This is a genomic window from Maribacter sp. HTCC2170 (assembly GCF_000153165.2).
Lineage (GTDB): Bacteria > Bacteroidota > Bacteroidia > Flavobacteriales > Flavobacteriaceae > Maribacter_A.
The window spans coordinates 2,966,618-2,983,964 of record NC_014472.1 but is presented as its reverse complement, the minus strand read 5'-3'; the positions used below and the strand labels follow the sequence as shown (position 1 = coordinate 2,983,964).

Here is a 17,347-nt window from a genome sequence, read left to right as displayed (position 1 = left end):
GTCAAAGTTTATTTTGACGTATTATATAAAACAACTTCTTAATATATTTACATATGTCTTATTTCAGTATCTTTAAAAGCTTAGAAGACAATATTCAATAATTTATAATATGACCGATCAATTAAAAAAATCGCTTTCAGGTGAGAGTCGTAGAACCTTTATCAAGAAATCAGGAATGGCATTGGCTGGTAGTACCCTTGTGTATCCAACCGGCGTTTTAAGTGCAACTGGACTTTCCAAAGAACCGCTCTTAAAAGTCGGATTAATAGGCTGTGGTGGTCGAGGCACTGGTGCAGCAGTTCAAGCATTACAAGCAGACCCAAATACCATTTTAACGGCTATGGGAGATGTTTTTGAAGATCGTTTGGAAGGAGCTTATAACGAGATCATCAAGATTTCTGGTGATCAGGTAAAAGTTGAAAAGGCTCAAAAGTTCATTGGTTTTGATGCATATCAAAAAGTAATTGATTCTGGGGTCGATGTTGTATTGCTAACAACCCCTCCTGGATTTAGACCAGATCATTTAATGGCTGCGATTAATGCTGGCAAACATGCTTTTTGTGAAAAACCAGTAGCAGTCGATGCCCCTGGTGTACGTAAGGTACTTGCAGCGGCCAAAATGGCGAAAGAGAAGAAACTTTCGGTGGTTTCAGGTTTTTGCTTTAGATATGATAATGCCAAGAGGGCAACGTTTGGAAAGGTTTTAAACGGGGATATTGGGGATATCAAAACAATTACTACATTTCGTGGTGGGGGAGAGCTTTGGTATAAGGAGCGACAGCCAGATTGGTCCGAAATGACCCATCAAATGCGAAATTGGTACTACTATAACTGGCTTTCAGGGGATTTCATAGTGGAGATGGCCGTGCATAGTCTGGATTTGATGTCATGGGCCATGGGCGATGTCATGCCAATCAGTGCAGTGGGTACCGGCGGAAGACAAGCTCGGACGGATAAACGCTATGGTAATATATATGACCATTTTGCAGTGGAATTTGACTATGCGAATGGGGCAAAAGGATATCACTTTACCAGGCAGCAAGCAGACACCTCGCATCGTAACAGTGTTGATATTTTTGGTACCGATGGGAATGCAATCATTAATATTGGACGACAGTATGAGGTAAATGGGCCGCAAAATTGGAAATTCGATGGAGAGCGAAACAATATGTATCAAACAGAGCATGACGAACTTTTTGCTGCTATTCGTAGCGGTAAGCCCATAAACGATGGTGAATATATGGCGAATAGTACTATGTTGGGCATTTGGGCCAGAATGGCCGCCTACACAGGACAAACAATAAGCTGGGAGCAGGCAATAAATTCCAAAGAATCGTTGGGACCACAAAACAAGGATTATGCTTGGGATTATGTTTGGGAGATGCCACCAATCGCTGTGCCGGGTAAAACAAAGTTTATCTAACCAATTAATTTATATGAAAAATTATATCAGTCTTGTAATAGTAGTATTTGTCCTGTTTTCCTGTACGATGAAAAGCCAAGATCAGCCGATTGTTTTTGGATCGGAAACAACCTTAAAGGCAATGACTTTTGATTCTGAAAATACCGAAGAATCGATTAAATGGGTGAATGTGAACACCGACCCCGATACATGGCGTACTGAAAATGATCTGCTTATCTGTAAAGGAATGCCTATAGGGGTAATGCGGTCTGAAAAACAATATGAGAACTTCATTTTACAAGTAGAATGGCGGCATATGGAAGCCGGAGGCAATTCTGGAGTCTTTGCATGGAGTGATGCCAAACCTGACCCAAAATCTGCTCTGCCTGGTGGTGTAGAAGTGCAGATGCTTGATTTAGAATGGGTGAGATTAAATACAAGAGATGGCAAAGTACCGCCAATCGCATATGTTCATGGTGAGTTATTTGGTGTTGGCGGCGTTGAAATAGTTGCCGATAACCCTAGGGGGCGAAGAAGTAAATCCGTAGAGAATAGAGCGTTAGGTAAAGGGGAATGGAACAGCTATACAGTGGTATGTGTTGACGGAACCATTAAACTCTCGGTGAATGGGAAATTTGTGAATGGCATAAGCAAATCCACCATAAAAAAGGGGTATCTGTGTTTAGAGTCTGAAGGAGCTGAGATTCATTTCCGCAATTTCAAGCTTATTGAATTGCCTGTAGGTGTGACTTCCGAAGAGCAGAAGGCAGCACTCATACAAAGTGAATGATCTTTTAGTTATAAGCCCTAACATTACCCATATCCAATTTCATAGGTCCCAATACATGGGATTTGGGTAGAAATGCGCCGCTCTCTGTTAGTTGCCAGTCATCCCAAGAAGCTTCCAGACCACCGACTGGTATGATGTCAACCCACATTTTAAAGCTTTCTGGAAAACCATTGGGTTGTAATTTCCATAGGTAAGAATCCCCAGGGGTACTACCGCCACTTGAATAAGTGACCAAAAGAGATTCAGACCCATCTTCCAGTTTCACAATGCTTCTTCGAGTACCCTGGTCGAAAACCTTAAAAGGGGCTACCAGCCAAAATGAGTCGTTATTGAATAATTTGACCGATTTATCTATAGCTTTTTTACGAGATGTTTTGTTGGAAACTTCAACCTCGTTTTCATAAACCCTGCTTTTATCAGGATTGACCAAGTCTAATTCAACCTTTATATCATTCCAAGAAACATCAGCCTTGCCCATAGTCTTATCCCATTTATAGGAATGGTCACCGTTTCTAAATGTCCATTCAATAAATCTGGTAGTGTTAAAAGCTTCTTGGTTTACAGCCCTTAGCATTTTGTGAGCCAAAGCATTGGCTTCAGGACCTTGTCTCCCTTTTGGTGCAGATTCATTATAAATCATATAGACGGCTATTGCACTAACCATCAAAACCAAAACAAAGGCTGCTAAAAGTTTAATTGCTTTTCGAATCATTGCTTGCTAGTTACTCATGATACTTTTTATAATATTTTTCTTTGTAATAACGGAAGCGGTCAATACTCCAGCAAACAAGGCTCCAGCAACTCCGGCTGTCACAATATCCTGCCCGGTAAGATAAAAGTTTTTGATGGGGGTTCTAGGCCTTAGAAATTTTTGTCTAAATCGCTCTGGTGTATGGTCAATACCATATATTTCCCCTTCATCATAGTTGACAAAATGTTGCGTGGTCAATGGTGATGAAAGTTCATAATAATCAATACTACCTTTTAAATGAGGGAGGTGTTTATATAGAATATTCAATAAGCGTTGGGCCGTTTTTTCTTTTTGTTCTTCATATTCCTTTCCTCGTTTCATCCATTTAGTGCCATCCCATTTCTCATAGTTTTCATAAGGCTCTAATGTGATGATGTCTATAGTACTTTTGCCTGGGTAACGATTGGACCAATCTGGATCTTTGGCCGATGGGAAAGAGACATAGACCACTGGCAAAGGTGCGTTATTGTCCTTGAGAAAGTTATCCACTGTTGTATCATGGTCATCAGTACCCTCAGGGTATATCCAAAAATTTGTCTTTGGTAATTTTAATTCTTCTGGAGAACCTTTTAACCCAATGTAAAGACATGCATGTGCAACGGATCGCTGTACTTTGGTCATTTGTTCATCAAATTTATGTTTGGCCCTAACATTATCTGGAATCAACTTTTTATAAGTAGTCATGAGCCCAGCTGCACTGATTATGTTCTTGGCATGAAAGGTTTTTCCATCAACCATTAGTACACCTGTTGCCTTATTGTTTTCGATGATTATTTTGTCAACATCGGCATTTATGAGAATTGTTCCACCAGCAGCTTCTATCACGGGGTCAATGGTCTCAACGATTTGGGATGAACCACCAATAGGGAAACTACCACCACTGAAATAATGGCGCACCAATGATGCATGCATTGAAAAACTACTTTTTTTCGGGGGTAGACCATAGTCGCCATATTGTCCGGTTAGAACCTTTATTAATTCTTCGTTTTTGGTAAGGGAACTCAATACCTCATATGTTGTTCTATTGGAAAACTCAAGAAAAGGTTTACGCATTCCTTTTCCGATAATTTTCGAAAGTAGTGGAGGCAATGCCTTTTCGGCAAAATATTTTCTTGTAGCCTTGGTACTAGCAAAAACAAGGTTTACATATCCATCAATCGCATCTTTTTCTTCAGGAAAATATTCACAAAGTTTCTGCTTGAATTTTTTTACATCCTTTACAAAATCATAGGCCTTGTCCCCAATATAAATACGGTCGTAAACTTCACCCATATCGGCCCATTTTAGATTTGAGTCGCTTATGTAGTCAAAACATCGTTTGGTAATACTATTGGGGCGTTGAACTTCTCCAATGTAATGAATGCCTACATCCCACTCATAACCTTTTCGCTTGAAAATATGGGTAAATCCACCGGCCGTATAATGGCGTTCAAGAACCAACACTTTTTGCCCTTCTTTTGAAAGAATTGCAGCAGTTGTTAACCCTCCCATTCCAGACCCAATAATTATAGTATCATAACTGTCTGCTAATACCGGTTTTCTTTTATAGGTTTGAATCATAGTTCTGTTTGCTTTTTATTAATATCCGACAGCCGTATCATCACCTCGTTTATCAGCTCCACCTTCTAAACGACCATCTGGTAATATTCGAATGGCATCAACTTTCCCCAAAATTGGTGTTCTGTCCTCGTTAATGTTGTATCCCTTATTCTTAAGTTCATCCATTACCACATTTGAGAACCCCACAGGTTCAAAAATAACAAAATCTGGTAGCCATTGGTGGTGAAATCTTGGTGCATTCACTGCTTCTTGCATACTCAAATTAAACTCGTAACAATTTAGAATTGTTTGCGCCACTGCAGTGATGATTGTTGAACCACCTGGACTTCCAACAACCATCCATAATTTCCCATCTTTCTCAACTATTGTTGGCGTCATTGAGCTTAACATACGTTTTTCTGGAGCAATGCTATTGGCATCTGCGCCAATAAGTCCAAACATATTTGGCACGCCCGGTTTGGCGCTAAAATCATCCATTTCATTGTTCAAAAAGAAGCCCAGTTCATCACAATACAGTTTAGATCCATATGCTCCATTTAGGGTTGTAGTAACAGAAACCGCATTTCCCTCATTATCAACGATGGAGTAGTGGGTGGTTTCAGAACTTTCGGAGATTTGGATTTTACCTCTTTCAATATCAGATGATTTAGTGGCTTGATCAAAACTAAAGTCTTTCATGCGGCCCTCTATATAGCTGGTGCTCAGAAGAACATCTAAGGGTATTTCAACAAAATCTGGATCCCCAAGAAAGTAATTACGATCAGCATAGGCCCTGCGGCTAGCTTCTGTAAAAACCTGAATAGTTTCCCTAGAGTTGTGTCCGAACTCCGAAACCTCATAAGGCTCTATCATCTTGAAAATTTGGTTCATAGTTACCCCACCGCTACTTGGCGGACTCATTGAGATTACTTTCAAATCCCTATAATTGAAAATAATAGGCTGCCTCCATTTTGCCTCATATTTTGCTAAATCCTCTTCGGTCACATAACCACCATTGTCTTGAATAAAGGATGCTAACTTCTTAGCAGTTTGACCTGTATAAAACTCTTCCCGTCCATTTTTTGCGATTCGCCTTAGTGTATTGGCAAGTGTAGGGTATTTAAGAGTATCCCCTTGTTGACATTTATTGAAAAACAAGGTGTTATCACCATTTACTTCAATTATTTGTTCTCTGTATTTCTCTAACCGTGCAGCTTGTTTTTTGGTAACAACAACGCCTTGTTCTACTAAATCTATAACTGGGGAAATAATTTCAGCAATTGGAAGACTCCCAAACTTATCATGCACTTCGAAAATACCTGCGATAGTACCTGGTACTCCAACAGCCGTGGCACCGATTGTACTTTTGCCTGGAATCACATTTCCAAGCGAATCAAGATACATATCCTTGTGAGCAGATAAAGGGGCTTTTTCTCGATAGTCGATTGATCCAATATCACCATTACTCTTACGGTAGACCATGAATCCGCCTCCTCCTAAGTTTCCTGCAAACGGATAAGCCACGGCCAGCGCCAATTCTGTACCTACCATGGCGTCAAAAGCATTGCCTCCATTTTTCAAAATAGAAACGCCAACTTCAGATGCTTCTTTCCGGGCAGATACAACCATTGCTTTTTCGGTAACCAGTCCTGTGGGCTTTGCAGGCTGTTTTCTACATTGGGTAAATAGAATAAATAGTAAGAGTAGGGGAATTGCTTTAATCAGTTTTTTCATTCTTAATACGGTTGATTGCTTAAAGTGAAATGAATTTTTGTTTGGAAAAGGTAATTAACTCCTCAAAGAACAATGTGAATTCCTTTTCGAAATCATTATAATGCTCCTCAAGGTCCAATATTGCAAAATTCATTTTAGATCTGTTTTTGGTTCTTCGATTCATTCCGTTCAGTACCCTGCCAATTCCTTCCATTTTGGAGTAGTTGTATATCCAATTATCAGAAATCATATAGGGCATCATCCGTTGAACACCAGTAGGAAGGACCGAATAATTATCTTCCAATAGATCATAGAAGTTCTCTACAAAAACATCAAGTGGAATCTCAGAATAGCTTTTCCAGTTCTTTGCCAAAAAGTGATCATAAAATATATCGACGATAACCCGACTATAATGGCTATAGTTCTTATGTAGTCTTTTACTGCTGATTTTAGGAATTGAATGTGAATCAGTGTATGTGTCAATTTCACGATGCAAGAGCACTCCTTTTTGGATTCTGCTTGGGAAATGGTCTATTTTATTACCTCTAATGCTGTCCGCAATAAAATTACCAATGGTTATTTCATCATCACCAAAAGAGAGATAAATATGGGCTAAAAAATTCATTGAGCTGTAAAATAGTTCATAAGGTCGAATTTACCAATTTGGGAGCTAGGAATAATGATAGACACGTATATTTGCAAAAACTTTTTGAACAGCATATGACACTAATAAAATCAATTTCAGGAATACGGGGAACCATTGGTGGTCAACCAGGAGATAATCTTACACCCATAGACGCGGTCAAATTTGCTGCGGCCTATGGCATTTGGCTAAAGGATTATTCTAAAAAAGACGATTTGAAGGTTGTGATAGGTCGCGATGCACGGTTGTCTGGAGAAATGATTCAGAATCTAGTTGTTTCAACCTTGGTTGGCTTGGGCATTGATGTTATTGATCTTGATTTATCAACCACACCAACAGTTGAAATTGCAGTACCGCTTGAAAAAGCTGATGGAGGTATTATTCTTACTGCCAGCCATAACCCCAAACAATGGAATGCATTGAAATTGTTGAATGAAAAAGGAGAGTTTTTAGATGCAGCACAAGGGGCAAATATTTTGGCAATTGCAGAAAAAGAGGAATTCGATTTTTCTGAAGTAGATGATTTGGGCAGTATAACTAAAAACGATGCCTATATAGATATACATATTGATGAAGTTTTGGATCTTTCTTTGGTTGATGCAGAAATTATTCGCAAAGCTAAATTCAAAGTCGTTGTTGATGGCGTTAATTCGACAGGAGGAATTGCCATTCCCAAACTATTGGAAACATTAGGTGTAGAGGTGGTTGAATTGTATTGTGACCCAACCGGACATTTTCCACATAATCCAGAACCCTTAAAAGAACATTTAGGCGATATCTGTGAATTAGTGGTTAAGGAAAAAGCGGACTTTGGAATTGTTGTTGATCCAGATGTAGATCGTTTGGCCTTTATCAGCAATGATGGTGAAATGTTCGGAGAGGAATACACTTTGGTTGCCTGTGCTGATTATGTGCTGGGAAAAACCAAAGGAAATACGGTTTCCAATTTATCATCTTCAAGAGCTTTGAGAGATATTACCCAAAAGCATGGTGGAACTTACGAAGCCTCTGCCGTAGGAGAAGTGAATGTTGTGACCAAAATGAAAGCCAATAAAGCCATTATTGGAGGTGAAGGTAATGGGGGCATCATTTATCCTGAAAGTCATTATGGGCGCGATTCTTTAGTTGGTACCGCTTTGTTTTTAATGCTTATGGCCGAAAACGGAGGTACAGTAAAAGAATTACGTGATAGTTACCCAAGCTATTTTATGAGCAAGAACAAAATTCAGTTAACGCCCACTTTGGATGTTGATTCCATTTTGGAAGCAATGGCCGATAAATATAAAAATGAAGAAATATCTACCATTGATGGTGTGAAAGTTGATTTTGCCGAGAACTGGGTACATTTACGCAAATCGAATACAGAACCTATCATTAGAGTATATACTGAGGCAAAAAGCCAATCAGAGGCAGACGGCTTAGCCGAGCGAATTATTGGGGAAATCAAAGAGATTGCAGGCCTATAAGTAACCTTTTAAATAATCATTTATGAAATTAAAGCTCTTTCTTTTTATTGTTATATGTATTGGATTTAAAAGTTTTTCGCAAGCTGATACTTTAAGAGTGATGAGCTTTAATATTCTACATGGCGCCACCACAAAAAATGACTTCAATCTTGACACCATAGCAGGGGTCATCAACAAGTACAATCCAGATTTGGTCGCATTGCAGGAAGTGGATTTTAAGACCAATAGGGCAAAAAAGTACGACCTTCCAACAGAAATTGGCTTTCGAACTAAAATGGCCTCGCTTTTTGCTAGAGCCATGTACTATGATGGTGGGGAATATGGTGAAGCTGTATTGTCAAACCTAACTTTTATAGGTTCTGAGAATATTTCCTTACCACATTTACCAACTTCTGAACCACGCGCGGCTCTTTTGACCAGAGTGAAAACCAGAAATGGAAATATCATTCAATTTGTTGGCACTCATTTGGATCATTTAAGAGACGACACAGATCGTTTAATGCAGGCTAAAGCAATAAACGAAGCTTTGGGAAGTACAAAATACCCCACATTATTGGTTGGTGATCTTAATGATGGGCCGAATAGTGAGACTATACGAATCTTATCAGAAAATTTTCATAAGCCACAATTACAAGCTGCAAAAAAGAAAACGTGGCCGGCTGATGAACCCAAGGTTTGTTTGGATCACATATTGTTGACCAACCCTAAGAAGTGGAAAGTAATTGATTATGAAGTAATCTGTGAAAATTATGCAAGTGATCACTGTATCGTCGTAGCGACCCTTGTTTTTAATCCGTAATTAATACGGCTTTATTTTGGTGCCTTCTCACGATGTTTCCAACGGCGATGCGTCCAAAAATAGTGTTCTGGCCGTTCATTTATTTGTTGTTCAGTGAGTTCGAGGAATTTATCGGTAATTTCGTTTTCTCCTGTTTTACCACCCTCAAGCGTTATGGGAATAAAAGTGGCTTCATAATGTCCACGTTTAACTTTACGCACTTTGAGGAAGACCACAGCAATATCAAGTTTTCGTGCCAAAAATTCTGGCCCAGTAAAGATAGGAACTTTAATTCCCATGAATTCTTTCCAGTATTTCGCCCGGTGTACTTGTGGTGATTGGTCACTGACCATACCATAGATTGAGGTAACATTATCTCGATGGTTTTGTACCACGGTTTTAATAGTTTCCTTCTGTGTGATCAAGGCCGTATTCCACCTTGCCCGAACATTTTTCACCCAATTATCGAAATATGGATTGCTTATTTTTTGGTAAACCGCATAACCCTTTGATTCAACATAATTGCTAATACTCACATTCCATTCCCAATTGGCATAATGCGAACAGACGAGCAAAATACTCTTCTTTTTTTCTATTTCCCTTAGTAGATCAACATTAGTAACATGATATTTCTTTTTTACCGCTTCTTTCGAAAGACTCATGGTTTTAACCATTTCTAAAAACATATCACACATATGTTTATAGAATTCTTTCTCAATCCGATTGATTTCCTCACCTGATTTGTTAGGAAACACCAATTCTAAATTAGCCCGAACCACTTTTTTACGATAACCGACAATTCGGTACACAACAAAACAAATAATATCGGAAAAACCATAAAATAGTGAGTGGGGTAAGATTGAAACAACCCACAATAAAGGATATATGATAATAAAGGCAAGTAACTGCATTCTTTCTGTTGTAAAGCGCAAATATAGCTATATTTGGCACGAAAAATAACGTATCAATATGTATGATCTTCATATAGCCACTATCGCTATAATTGCTGTCAATGTACTTGTTTCATTGAAAGGCTTTAATGACAATTCATTTTTTGACCGATATAAGTTCGCTATAGGAGCAATTAAGTCTGGTCAAAAAGATAGAATGTTATCATCTGGGTTTTTACATGTAGACATGTCCCATTTATTTATGAACATGTTTACTTTATTCTTCTTTGCAGATGTGGTCATTAAATGGTTTGGTCCAACCAAATTCGTGGGCATATATTTTATCAGCCTACTAGCGGGAAGTTTGTTGGCGTTATTCTTTCATAAGGATGAACCCTATTATAGCGCTGTTGGGGCCAGTGGGGCGGTAACGGGAATATTATATGCTGCCATTTTATTACAACCTGATATGCGCCTTGGTATTATGTTCATACCTATACCGTTACCTGCATATGTATTAGGAATTGGATATCTTTTATATTCAATCTACGGAATGAAAAAAAGATTAGGCAATATTGGACATACTGCACATTTTGGAGGTGCTATAGGTGGTTACATTACTGCATTAGTATTCAAACCAGACCTCTTAATAACAGACACCACGATGGTCATACTGTTGGCTGTGCCAATTGTCATTCTTTTTATTATGGAAAAGCTAGGGAAAATATAGGCCCAATTACTACAGAAGAATAGGATTTAAACGAAGCTAATTATTTTACCATTCCTGTCTTTTAATGGCATTTCATCGATTTTCTTTCGTAGGGACATACACTTTGAGTAATTTTGACGTTAAGTTAGAAACCCAAATCTAATAAAATCCATATTTTGTAATGAAAAAAGTATACCTACTACTTTGGTCAATCGTCTTGTTTACAGTTTCATGTAGTGATGAAACAACAGTATTTAATGAACCTCAAGATGACCTTCAATTAGAAAAAAGCCAACAAATTTTAGAAAATAGTATTAGCTATGACTACTCTGGCGTACTTGATATCGCTGAGGAAGATAGTATTTCTGGTAAATATGCGGGCAGTGCAAAAGCTGAAGAGGCTGGTGATTTTCCACTTACCTTGGTAGCCCAAATTGATCCACCATCTTATAGTGGAGGGCAGAACTTAACAGCATCCCATGTACATGTAGATGGTGATTTTGCATATGTTTCCTATAATACTGTAGAGGACGGTTATGCTGGGGGTATTGACGTTATTAATATCAGTAATCCAATAGAACCGAAGGTTAGTTCAAGGCTTTATTATACAAATGCCGATGTAAACTCAATTGAGTATAATGATGGATATGTTTATGCGGTTGGAGGTGTCGATTCTGAAAAATCCGTTAGGGCTACTGCTAATTCATTTATAGCAAAAATACCTACATCTGGTGGTAAAATGAATATTGGTGCTGGAATTACTTATGGTTTTCAAGAGGGGTTCAATAGTACAGATGTTGAAGTTACTGCTAGTACTGTGGTTGTTTCTAGTGGTGGTGACGGTTTTATTACAGTTTATGATAAAAGAGATTTATCTATATTAAAAGAAGCCCCATTCCAAGATCTAAGATCTGTATCTATCTATAATAATCAATTCGCTGTTCTAGATGCTAGTAAAGGTGTTAGTATTTTGGATGGAGATTTAAACATAACCAACGAAATTGCCATAAATACTGATTTCGGTGTCGCAACAAAAAGAACCCTAGAGTTCCAAAATGACAAAGTAATTGTTTCTGAAGGGACAAAGGGAGCTGGTATATATAATGTGACGAGTGGTTCATTAATTGAGTACTTGCCAATATTGATTGATCCGGCCGGAACCTCCACTGAAGGTAGAGAAACCAATGCGGTGGCAATGAATGATGAAGTTATTCTCATGGCTAATGGCGGTGCAGGATTGTGTCTTTCTGAAGATAAAGGCAGTAGTATTGATTTAGTGGGTGTTATAGGCCTAGATGGATCAATAAATTTTGTTGAGTCCAAAGGTGATTATATATTCGCTGCCTCGGGTAAAAACGGGTTACAGGTTATAAAGCTTAATCGACCATCTGAAAGTTTGGCTGCTGAATGTTCCACTTTGGATAATTATAGCGGGTCAAGTAAATTGTTTGTCAACGAAGGTGATGATATCGCATTTAGGGGGTCAAAACGATTTAATAAGATAGAGGTAGAGGGTTCCTTGTTAATGTGCGGTACATGGACAGTTAGGAATGACGTTGATGTAAAAGAAAATGGTTTGATGGAAATGAACGGAACTCTTGTCGTTGGTAACAATAAAAAACGTAAGAAAATAACAGTTGAAGAAGGAGCCGTTTTAAGAATAGAAGGTAACCTCACCATTTATGGAGATTTAGAATTGAAAGATAATTCTACTATTGAATTTCTAGGAGCTAATTCTGTTGTAAATATTATTGGTGATGTTAATATTGACAGTAACGTAACTATCACAGGTGATTTTGATGATGTTCGAAATAAATTTTAAAGAGTAAAAACATATATAAAAAGCCCCGACTTAAACGTCGGGGCTTTTTTGTTATTGGTATTCGGTTCTTTCTTAGTTGAGTAACTCTGCCACTTTGGCTTCAAGGGCAGGGCCTCTTAAATTTTTTGCCACGATTACACCATTTTCATCTAACAAAAAAGCAGCTGGTATAGCGTTCACATTGTACATTTGAGCAATTTCATCTTTGAAATATGCAACATTTGAGATTTGATTCCAAACTAAACCATCATCCTCAATAGCTTTTTTCCAAGCTTCTTCTGTTTTATCCAAAGACACGCCGATAATATTCAATCCTTTATCATGATATTTGTTGTAAACCTTTACGATATTAGGGTTTTCAGCGCGACATGGTCTGCACCATGCTGCCCAAAAATCAATTAGTGTTGCTTTACCTTTAATATCGTTAAGGGCCAAAAGCTCTCCTGTAGGTGTTGGAGCAGAAAAATTAGGCGCAACAGCACCGACGTTGGTGTTTTTAGATTTTGCCTCCCGCTCTTTGATCAACCCCAAGGTTTTAAGAACTTTTTTGGCAGCACTGGTCTCTTTGATTTCAGGGGCAAGTCCATCGTACAATTCTTGAAGTTTTTTTACATCTGGGCTCCTGGCACTAAGTGCCTTATCAATCAACAGGGCTGAAATCAACGCAGTAGGATTTGAACTGATATAATCAGATTCAAAAGTCTCATATTCCACGCGCAATTCATCCAATTCTTCTTTTAAAGAATTTACCAATACCGTATCCCGTGACATCGAGGCATTTTTTAAATCTTCTTGAATGCTTATTGCTTGCATTGAAACCGCTTTGGACTTTTCTCTATAATCCTCTAAAAAATCATTCTGTGTTGTACCGGTAATTATAGCAAGACCTAAGCTGTCTTTGTGAGCCACAAAATCAATTTCACCGTTCTCTAAAACTGCGGCGGCATAACCAATTTGTTTATCCACAAAAATGTAATGCATTTCAGGATGCTCTTTTGCACCAGTAAAAGTAAATGTGCCATTAATGGTTTTAACCGTATCAATTTCGACTAATTCATTGTTGTCTCCACCTTTTTTCAAGTAAACATTAACGTCATCAGCAATTTCTCCTGTAATGGTACCATTGATTGTATAGCCTTCTGGATTGGAATTACATGAAACAAGAAGTACAGACAATGCAATAAGGGCAAATAGGGAATTTTTCATTATTCTAGTTTTTTAGATGCGCAAATGTAGTTATATCCCACCACAAATAAAAAGCCCTTAACAATTGCTAAGGGCTTTCTTTTATATTATTGTTATGTTTAGAATTGGTATCGAATACCTAAGGCTATATCGAAATCAAAATTATCAGAAAACCCGTCATAACCTACTAGCCCTACTTCAGGTCTAAAGTCAAGTGAGAGCAAAAGTGGTATATCAAAATTATACTCTATGCCAATATTACCAGCCCCAAAGACAAACAAGCCATCATTGTCCGAGACAAAACCATCAATAGCATTATCAAAGCTAACATTTCCGAGTCCACCACCAACACCATAATACCAGTTAAAGTCCCCGTCCAATTCGTGCACCCATTGGTATATTCCAGCTAATTTAAAAGCATTGAAATAACGGTGGTCTCTCCAACCCAAATCAACTTCAACACGATTATACTGTGAAATTGATTTTTGATACGAAACTTCAGCGCCAAAGCCGTCACTGTCACCTAATCGTAAACCTAAGGCGTGATCCGAAATCTCTTGTCCGAAAACTGTTGATAATGAAGTTAAACAAACAATTAATGTAAGTGTTTTTAAAATTTTCATAAGTTCTTATTTAATAATGTAAAAATAATGATTCTTGATTATGTTAAAGCAATAAAAGGCTAATTTAGTCACCAAAATTGTACCAAATTGATTCAAAATAGAATTAAAACACTTCTTTCTAAAATTAAAGGAGAGGTCCTAGTTGATAACCTAAGTAGAACCTTATATGCCACCGATGCCTCCGTTTATCGTAAAATTCCTCTTGCAGTTGCTTTTCCAAAAGTAGTTGAAGACATCCAATGTTTGGTAAAATTTGCTAATGACAACAAAATTGGCCTTATTCCAAGAACAGCAGGTACTTCACTTGCAGGGCAATGCGTAGGAGAAGGTATGGTAGTTGATGTTTCAAAACATTTTACCAACATAATAAGTTTGAATAAGAATAAGAGGCAGGTAACGGTTCAACCCGGTGTAGTTCGCGATGAGTTGAATCAGTATCTAAAGTCATATGGGTTGTTCTTTGGCCCCAACACTTCCACCTCAAATCGATGTATGATAGGGGGCATGGTCGGTAACAATTCATCCGGAACCACATCTATCCAATATGGGGTAACAAGAGATAAAGTCGTTGCTATGAAAACGATTCTTTATGATGGAAGTGAAGCTATCTTTAATGCAGTTTCCAAAGATGAATTTATATCAAAATCAAATCAAAATACACTTGAAGGAAAGATTTACAAAAATATATTTAAAGAGTTATCAAACAATAATATACAGGAAAGTATTAATAAAGAATTTCCTAAACCACAAATACACAGGCGCAACACGGGATATGCTGTAGATGAAATATTGAAAAGTAATGTTTTTGATAATGTAGAAGAGGATTTTAATTTATGCAAACTGCTAAGTGGTAGTGAAGGGACTTTGGCGTTTACCACCGAGATCACTTTACAATTGGATGTAATTCCACCCAAGTATGCTGCGATGGTTGTTACCCATTACAAGACACTTGAGGATTGTTTGGCCGATGTTTCCCCAGTAATGAGTCATGGGCTGCATTTGTGTGAAATGATGGACAAAGTCATTTTGGATTGCACCAAGAACAACAAAACACAGTCGGCAAACAGATTTTTTGTTGAAGAGGACCCTGCTGCCTTGCTAATGTTAGAAGTTAAGGCAGAAACAAAAGAAAAGCTTGAGGAACAACTTAAATCGCTTTTGAATACGATAGAAGCATCCGGACTTAGTTATGCCCGTCCCATACTGTATGGTGATGACATTAATAAGGCTGTTGAATTGCGCAAAGCGGGATTAGGGTTATTGGGTAATATAGTTGGCGATATGAAGGCGGTTGCTTGTATAGAGGACACAGCGGTTGCCTTAGAGGACTTAAAGGACTTTATTGGGGAATTCACTGCAATCATGAAGGGTTATGAACAGGAAGCGGTGTACTATGCTCACGCTGGGGCTGGAGAATTACACCTTAGACCAATTTTGAACCTCAAAAAATCCAAGGATGTTGGTCTCTTTAGGCAAATTACTACAGATGTTGCCAAACTTACCAAAAAATATAAGGGTTCATTTAGTGGTGAACATGGCGATGGTATTGTCAGGGCGGAGTTTATTCCATTGATGATAGGAGAGGAGAATTACGAGCTACTGAAAAGGGTTAAATCATATTTTGATCCAAATAATATATTCAATCCTGGGAAAATTGTTGATGCATATCCAATGGATGAATCTCTTAGATATGAAATTGATAGGGAAGAGCCGGAAATTGCTACTTTAATGGATTTTTCGGATAGCGAAGGAATATTAAAAGCCGCTGAAAAATGTAATGGTAGTGGGGATTGTCGCAAAACCCATCATATGAAAGGCGGAATGTGTCCAAGTTACCATGCGACTAAAAATGAGAAGGACACAACTAGGGGTCGCGCCAATGCTTTAAGGGAATTTTTAACGAATGGAGAAAGGGAAAATAAATTTGACCAAAAAGAACTAAAAGAGGTGTTCGACCTTTGCTTAAGTTGTAAGGCCTGTGCCAGTGAATGCCCAAGTAATGTTGATGTTGCGGCCTTGAAGGCCGAGTTCTTGTACCAGTACCAAGAAATGAATGGTTATTCCGTACGAAGCAAACTCTTTGCCTATAACACCAAACTCAACAGAATAGGTAGCAAGGTTTCAGGTTTAGCGAATGCTGTTTATGGCTCAAAAGTTCTTAGTGGTTTGTTGAAAAAATTTGTTGGAGTTGCCGCAGAACGAAGCATGCCTATGGTATCAAGTGTTAATTTTGATAAATACGTGTATAAATCACAAAATCAATCTATTGATGTAAACAAAAAGGTAGTTTTGTATATTGATGAGTTTACACGATATATGGACGTGCAACTTGGCATTGATGCTATTGACGTACTTACTGCATTGGGCTATGATATTCAATTGTTTTACGGGGAAAGCGGAAGAACGTATCTGTCTAAAGGATTTTTGAAACAAGCACAAAAACTGGCGAACTACAATGTTAGCAAACTAACGGGATTTGCCGAGGCTAAAATCCCTGTTGTGGGTCTTGAGCCATCCGCCATTCTTTCATTTAGGGATGAATACAAAAGATTGGTTTCAGACGAAGAGGGTAGAGAAATGGTTGCGAAAAATTCTTTCTTGATCGAAGAATTTCTTTCAATGGAGATTGAAAAAGGGAAGATAACATCAGATCAATTTACAACTGATGTGAGAATGGTGAAAATCCATAATCACTGTCATCAAAAAGCATTGTCCAATCAAAAAGTAACTTTTGATATTCTTAATCTACCCAAAAACTATTCAGTATCCATTATCAGTTCAGGCTGTTGCGGAATGGCAGGTTCCTTTGGTTATGAGAAAGAACATTATGATGTTAGTATGCAAGTTGGGGAGCTGAAGCTATTCCCAGCTGTGCGCAAAAGTACAGAGGATGTTATTATTGCGGCAAATGGAACCAGTTGCAGGCATCAAATAAAAGACGGAACGAATCGAGAGGCATTACATCCAATATCAATATTAAAAAATGCGTTGATTCACTGATTTTCGTATTGATCAATTAACATTTACCTTTGACAA

Annotated in this window: 14 protein-coding genes; 7 read left to right on the top strand and 7 right to left on the bottom strand. The window is 38.1% G+C overall.

Annotation, left to right across the window (positions count from 1 at the left end; all coding sequences use genetic code 11):
• Window positions 1-109: 109 nt before the first annotated feature.
• A complete protein-coding gene (locus tag FB2170_RS13060; RefSeq protein WP_013307043.1) occupies window positions 110-1,423 on the top strand; it encodes a Gfo/Idh/MocA family protein in 1,314 nt (437 codons plus the stop codon).
• Between the two features lie 13 nt (window positions 1,424-1,436).
• A complete protein-coding gene (locus FB2170_RS13055) occupies window positions 1,437-2,192 on the top strand; it encodes a DUF1080 domain-containing protein (RefSeq protein ID WP_041632857.1) in 756 nt (251 codons plus the stop codon).
• A gap of 4 nt (window positions 2,193-2,196) precedes the next feature.
• Here the strand turns inward: FB2170_RS13055 and FB2170_RS13050 are convergent, their stop codons facing one another.
• From FB2170_RS13050 to FB2170_RS13035, 4 genes are read right to left on the bottom strand one after another with little or no spacing between them, the layout of a single operon-like run.
• Complete coding sequence (locus FB2170_RS13050) at window positions 2,197-2,904, bottom strand: hypothetical protein (protein ID WP_013307041.1); 708 nt, start codon at window positions 2,902-2,904, stop codon at window positions 2,197-2,199.
• 6 nt (window positions 2,905-2,910) lie between these two features.
• Window positions 2,911-4,503, bottom strand: a complete 1,593-nt coding sequence (locus tag FB2170_RS13045) for a phytoene desaturase family protein (protein WP_013307040.1) — start codon at window positions 4,501-4,503, stop codon at window positions 2,911-2,913.
• 18 nt (window positions 4,504-4,521) lie between these two features.
• Window positions 4,522-6,216 carry a gamma-glutamyltransferase gene (gene ggt / locus FB2170_RS13040; RefSeq protein WP_041632856.1) on the bottom strand — a complete coding sequence of 565 codons (1,695 nt, stop codon included), beginning with the start codon at window positions 6,214-6,216 and terminating at the stop codon, window positions 4,522-4,524.
• Between the two features lie 19 nt (window positions 6,217-6,235).
• Window positions 6,236-6,820, bottom strand: a complete 585-nt coding sequence (locus FB2170_RS13035; protein ID WP_013307039.1) for an ACP phosphodiesterase — start codon at window positions 6,818-6,820, stop codon at window positions 6,236-6,238.
• 95 nt (window positions 6,821-6,915) lie between these two features.
• On the opposite strand from FB2170_RS13035, the gene glmM reads away from it, so the two are divergent.
• Window positions 6,916-8,304, top strand: a complete 1,389-nt coding sequence (gene glmM / locus FB2170_RS13030) for a phosphoglucosamine mutase (protein ID WP_041632855.1) — start codon at window positions 6,916-6,918, stop codon at window positions 8,302-8,304.
• Between the two features lie 22 nt (window positions 8,305-8,326).
• Complete coding sequence (locus tag FB2170_RS13025) at window positions 8,327-9,103, top strand: endonuclease/exonuclease/phosphatase family protein (RefSeq protein WP_013307038.1); 777 nt, start codon at window positions 8,327-8,329, stop codon at window positions 9,101-9,103.
• Between the two features lie 11 nt (window positions 9,104-9,114).
• Here FB2170_RS13025 and FB2170_RS13020 read toward each other — a convergent pair whose 3' ends face one another.
• On the bottom strand, window positions 9,115-9,993 hold the full coding sequence (locus FB2170_RS13020) for a lysophospholipid acyltransferase family protein (RefSeq protein WP_013307037.1): 879 nt from the start codon (window positions 9,991-9,993) through the stop codon (window positions 9,115-9,117).
• Between the two features lie 58 nt (window positions 9,994-10,051).
• Between FB2170_RS13020 and FB2170_RS13015 the strand changes: the two genes are divergently transcribed.
• Both FB2170_RS13015 and FB2170_RS13010 read left to right on the top strand, forming a co-directional pair.
• Entirely contained in the window at window positions 10,052-10,702 is a 651-nt protein-coding gene (locus tag FB2170_RS13015; protein WP_013307036.1) for a rhomboid family intramembrane serine protease, read from the top strand.
• A 160-nt stretch (window positions 10,703-10,862) separates the two neighbouring features.
• Entirely contained in the window at window positions 10,863-12,503 is a 1,641-nt protein-coding gene (locus FB2170_RS13010; RefSeq protein WP_013307035.1) for a hypothetical protein, read from the top strand.
• A 72-nt stretch (window positions 12,504-12,575) separates the two neighbouring features.
• On the opposite strand, the gene FB2170_RS13005 is transcribed toward FB2170_RS13010, so the two are convergent.
• The gene (locus FB2170_RS13005) at window positions 12,576-13,709 is read right to left on the bottom strand and encodes a TlpA disulfide reductase family protein (protein ID WP_041632854.1); all 1,134 of its coding nucleotides are present in this window, start codon (window positions 13,707-13,709) and stop codon (window positions 12,576-12,578) included.
• Between the two features lie 98 nt (window positions 13,710-13,807).
• Window positions 13,808-14,311: a hypothetical protein gene (locus FB2170_RS13000; RefSeq protein WP_013307034.1), complete on the bottom strand. Its 504-nt coding sequence runs from the start codon at window positions 14,309-14,311 to the stop codon at window positions 13,808-13,810.
• Between the two features lie 87 nt (window positions 14,312-14,398).
• On the opposite strand from FB2170_RS13000, the gene FB2170_RS12995 reads away from it, so the two are divergent.
• The gene (locus tag FB2170_RS12995; protein ID WP_013307033.1) at window positions 14,399-17,311 is read left to right on the top strand and encodes an FAD-binding and (Fe-S)-binding domain-containing protein; all 2,913 of its coding nucleotides are present in this window, start codon (window positions 14,399-14,401) and stop codon (window positions 17,309-17,311) included.
• Window positions 17,312-17,347: the final 36 nt, after the last annotated feature.

Excerpts from the sequence above, each read along its gene's own strand:
- FB2170_RS13025 (WP_013307038.1), top strand. The coding sequence starts at position 8,327 with ATGAAATTAAAGCTCTTTCTTTTTATTGTTATATGTATTGGATTTAAA.
- FB2170_RS13035 (WP_013307039.1), bottom strand. The coding sequence starts at position 6,820 with ATGAATTTTTTAGCCCATATTTATCTCTCTTTTGGTGATGATGAAATA.
- FB2170_RS13060 (WP_013307043.1), top strand. The coding sequence starts at position 110 with ATGACCGATCAATTAAAAAAATCGCTTTCAGGTGAGAGTCGTAGAACC.
- FB2170_RS13055 (WP_041632857.1), top strand. The coding sequence starts at position 1,437 with ATGAAAAATTATATCAGTCTTGTAATAGTAGTATTTGTCCTGTTTTCC.
- ggt (WP_041632856.1), bottom strand. The coding sequence starts at position 6,216 with ATGAAAAAACTGATTAAAGCAATTCCCCTACTCTTACTATTTATTCTA.
- FB2170_RS13000 (WP_013307034.1), bottom strand. The coding sequence starts at position 14,311 with ATGAAAATTTTAAAAACACTTACATTAATTGTTTGTTTAACTTCATTA.
- glmM (WP_041632855.1), top strand. The coding sequence starts at position 6,916 with ATGACACTAATAAAATCAATTTCAGGAATACGGGGAACCATTGGTGGT.
- FB2170_RS13010 (WP_013307035.1), top strand. The coding sequence starts at position 10,863 with ATGAAAAAAGTATACCTACTACTTTGGTCAATCGTCTTGTTTACAGTT.
- FB2170_RS13005 (WP_041632854.1), bottom strand. The coding sequence starts at position 13,709 with ATGAAAAATTCCCTATTTGCCCTTATTGCATTGTCTGTACTTCTTGTT.
- FB2170_RS13045 (WP_013307040.1), bottom strand. The coding sequence starts at position 4,503 with ATGATTCAAACCTATAAAAGAAAACCGGTATTAGCAGACAGTTATGAT.
- FB2170_RS13015 (WP_013307036.1), top strand. The coding sequence starts at position 10,052 with ATGTATGATCTTCATATAGCCACTATCGCTATAATTGCTGTCAATGTA.
- FB2170_RS13020 (WP_013307037.1), bottom strand. The coding sequence starts at position 9,993 with ATGCAGTTACTTGCCTTTATTATCATATATCCTTTATTGTGGGTTGTT.
- FB2170_RS13050 (WP_013307041.1), bottom strand. The coding sequence starts at position 2,904 with ATGATTCGAAAAGCAATTAAACTTTTAGCAGCCTTTGTTTTGGTTTTG.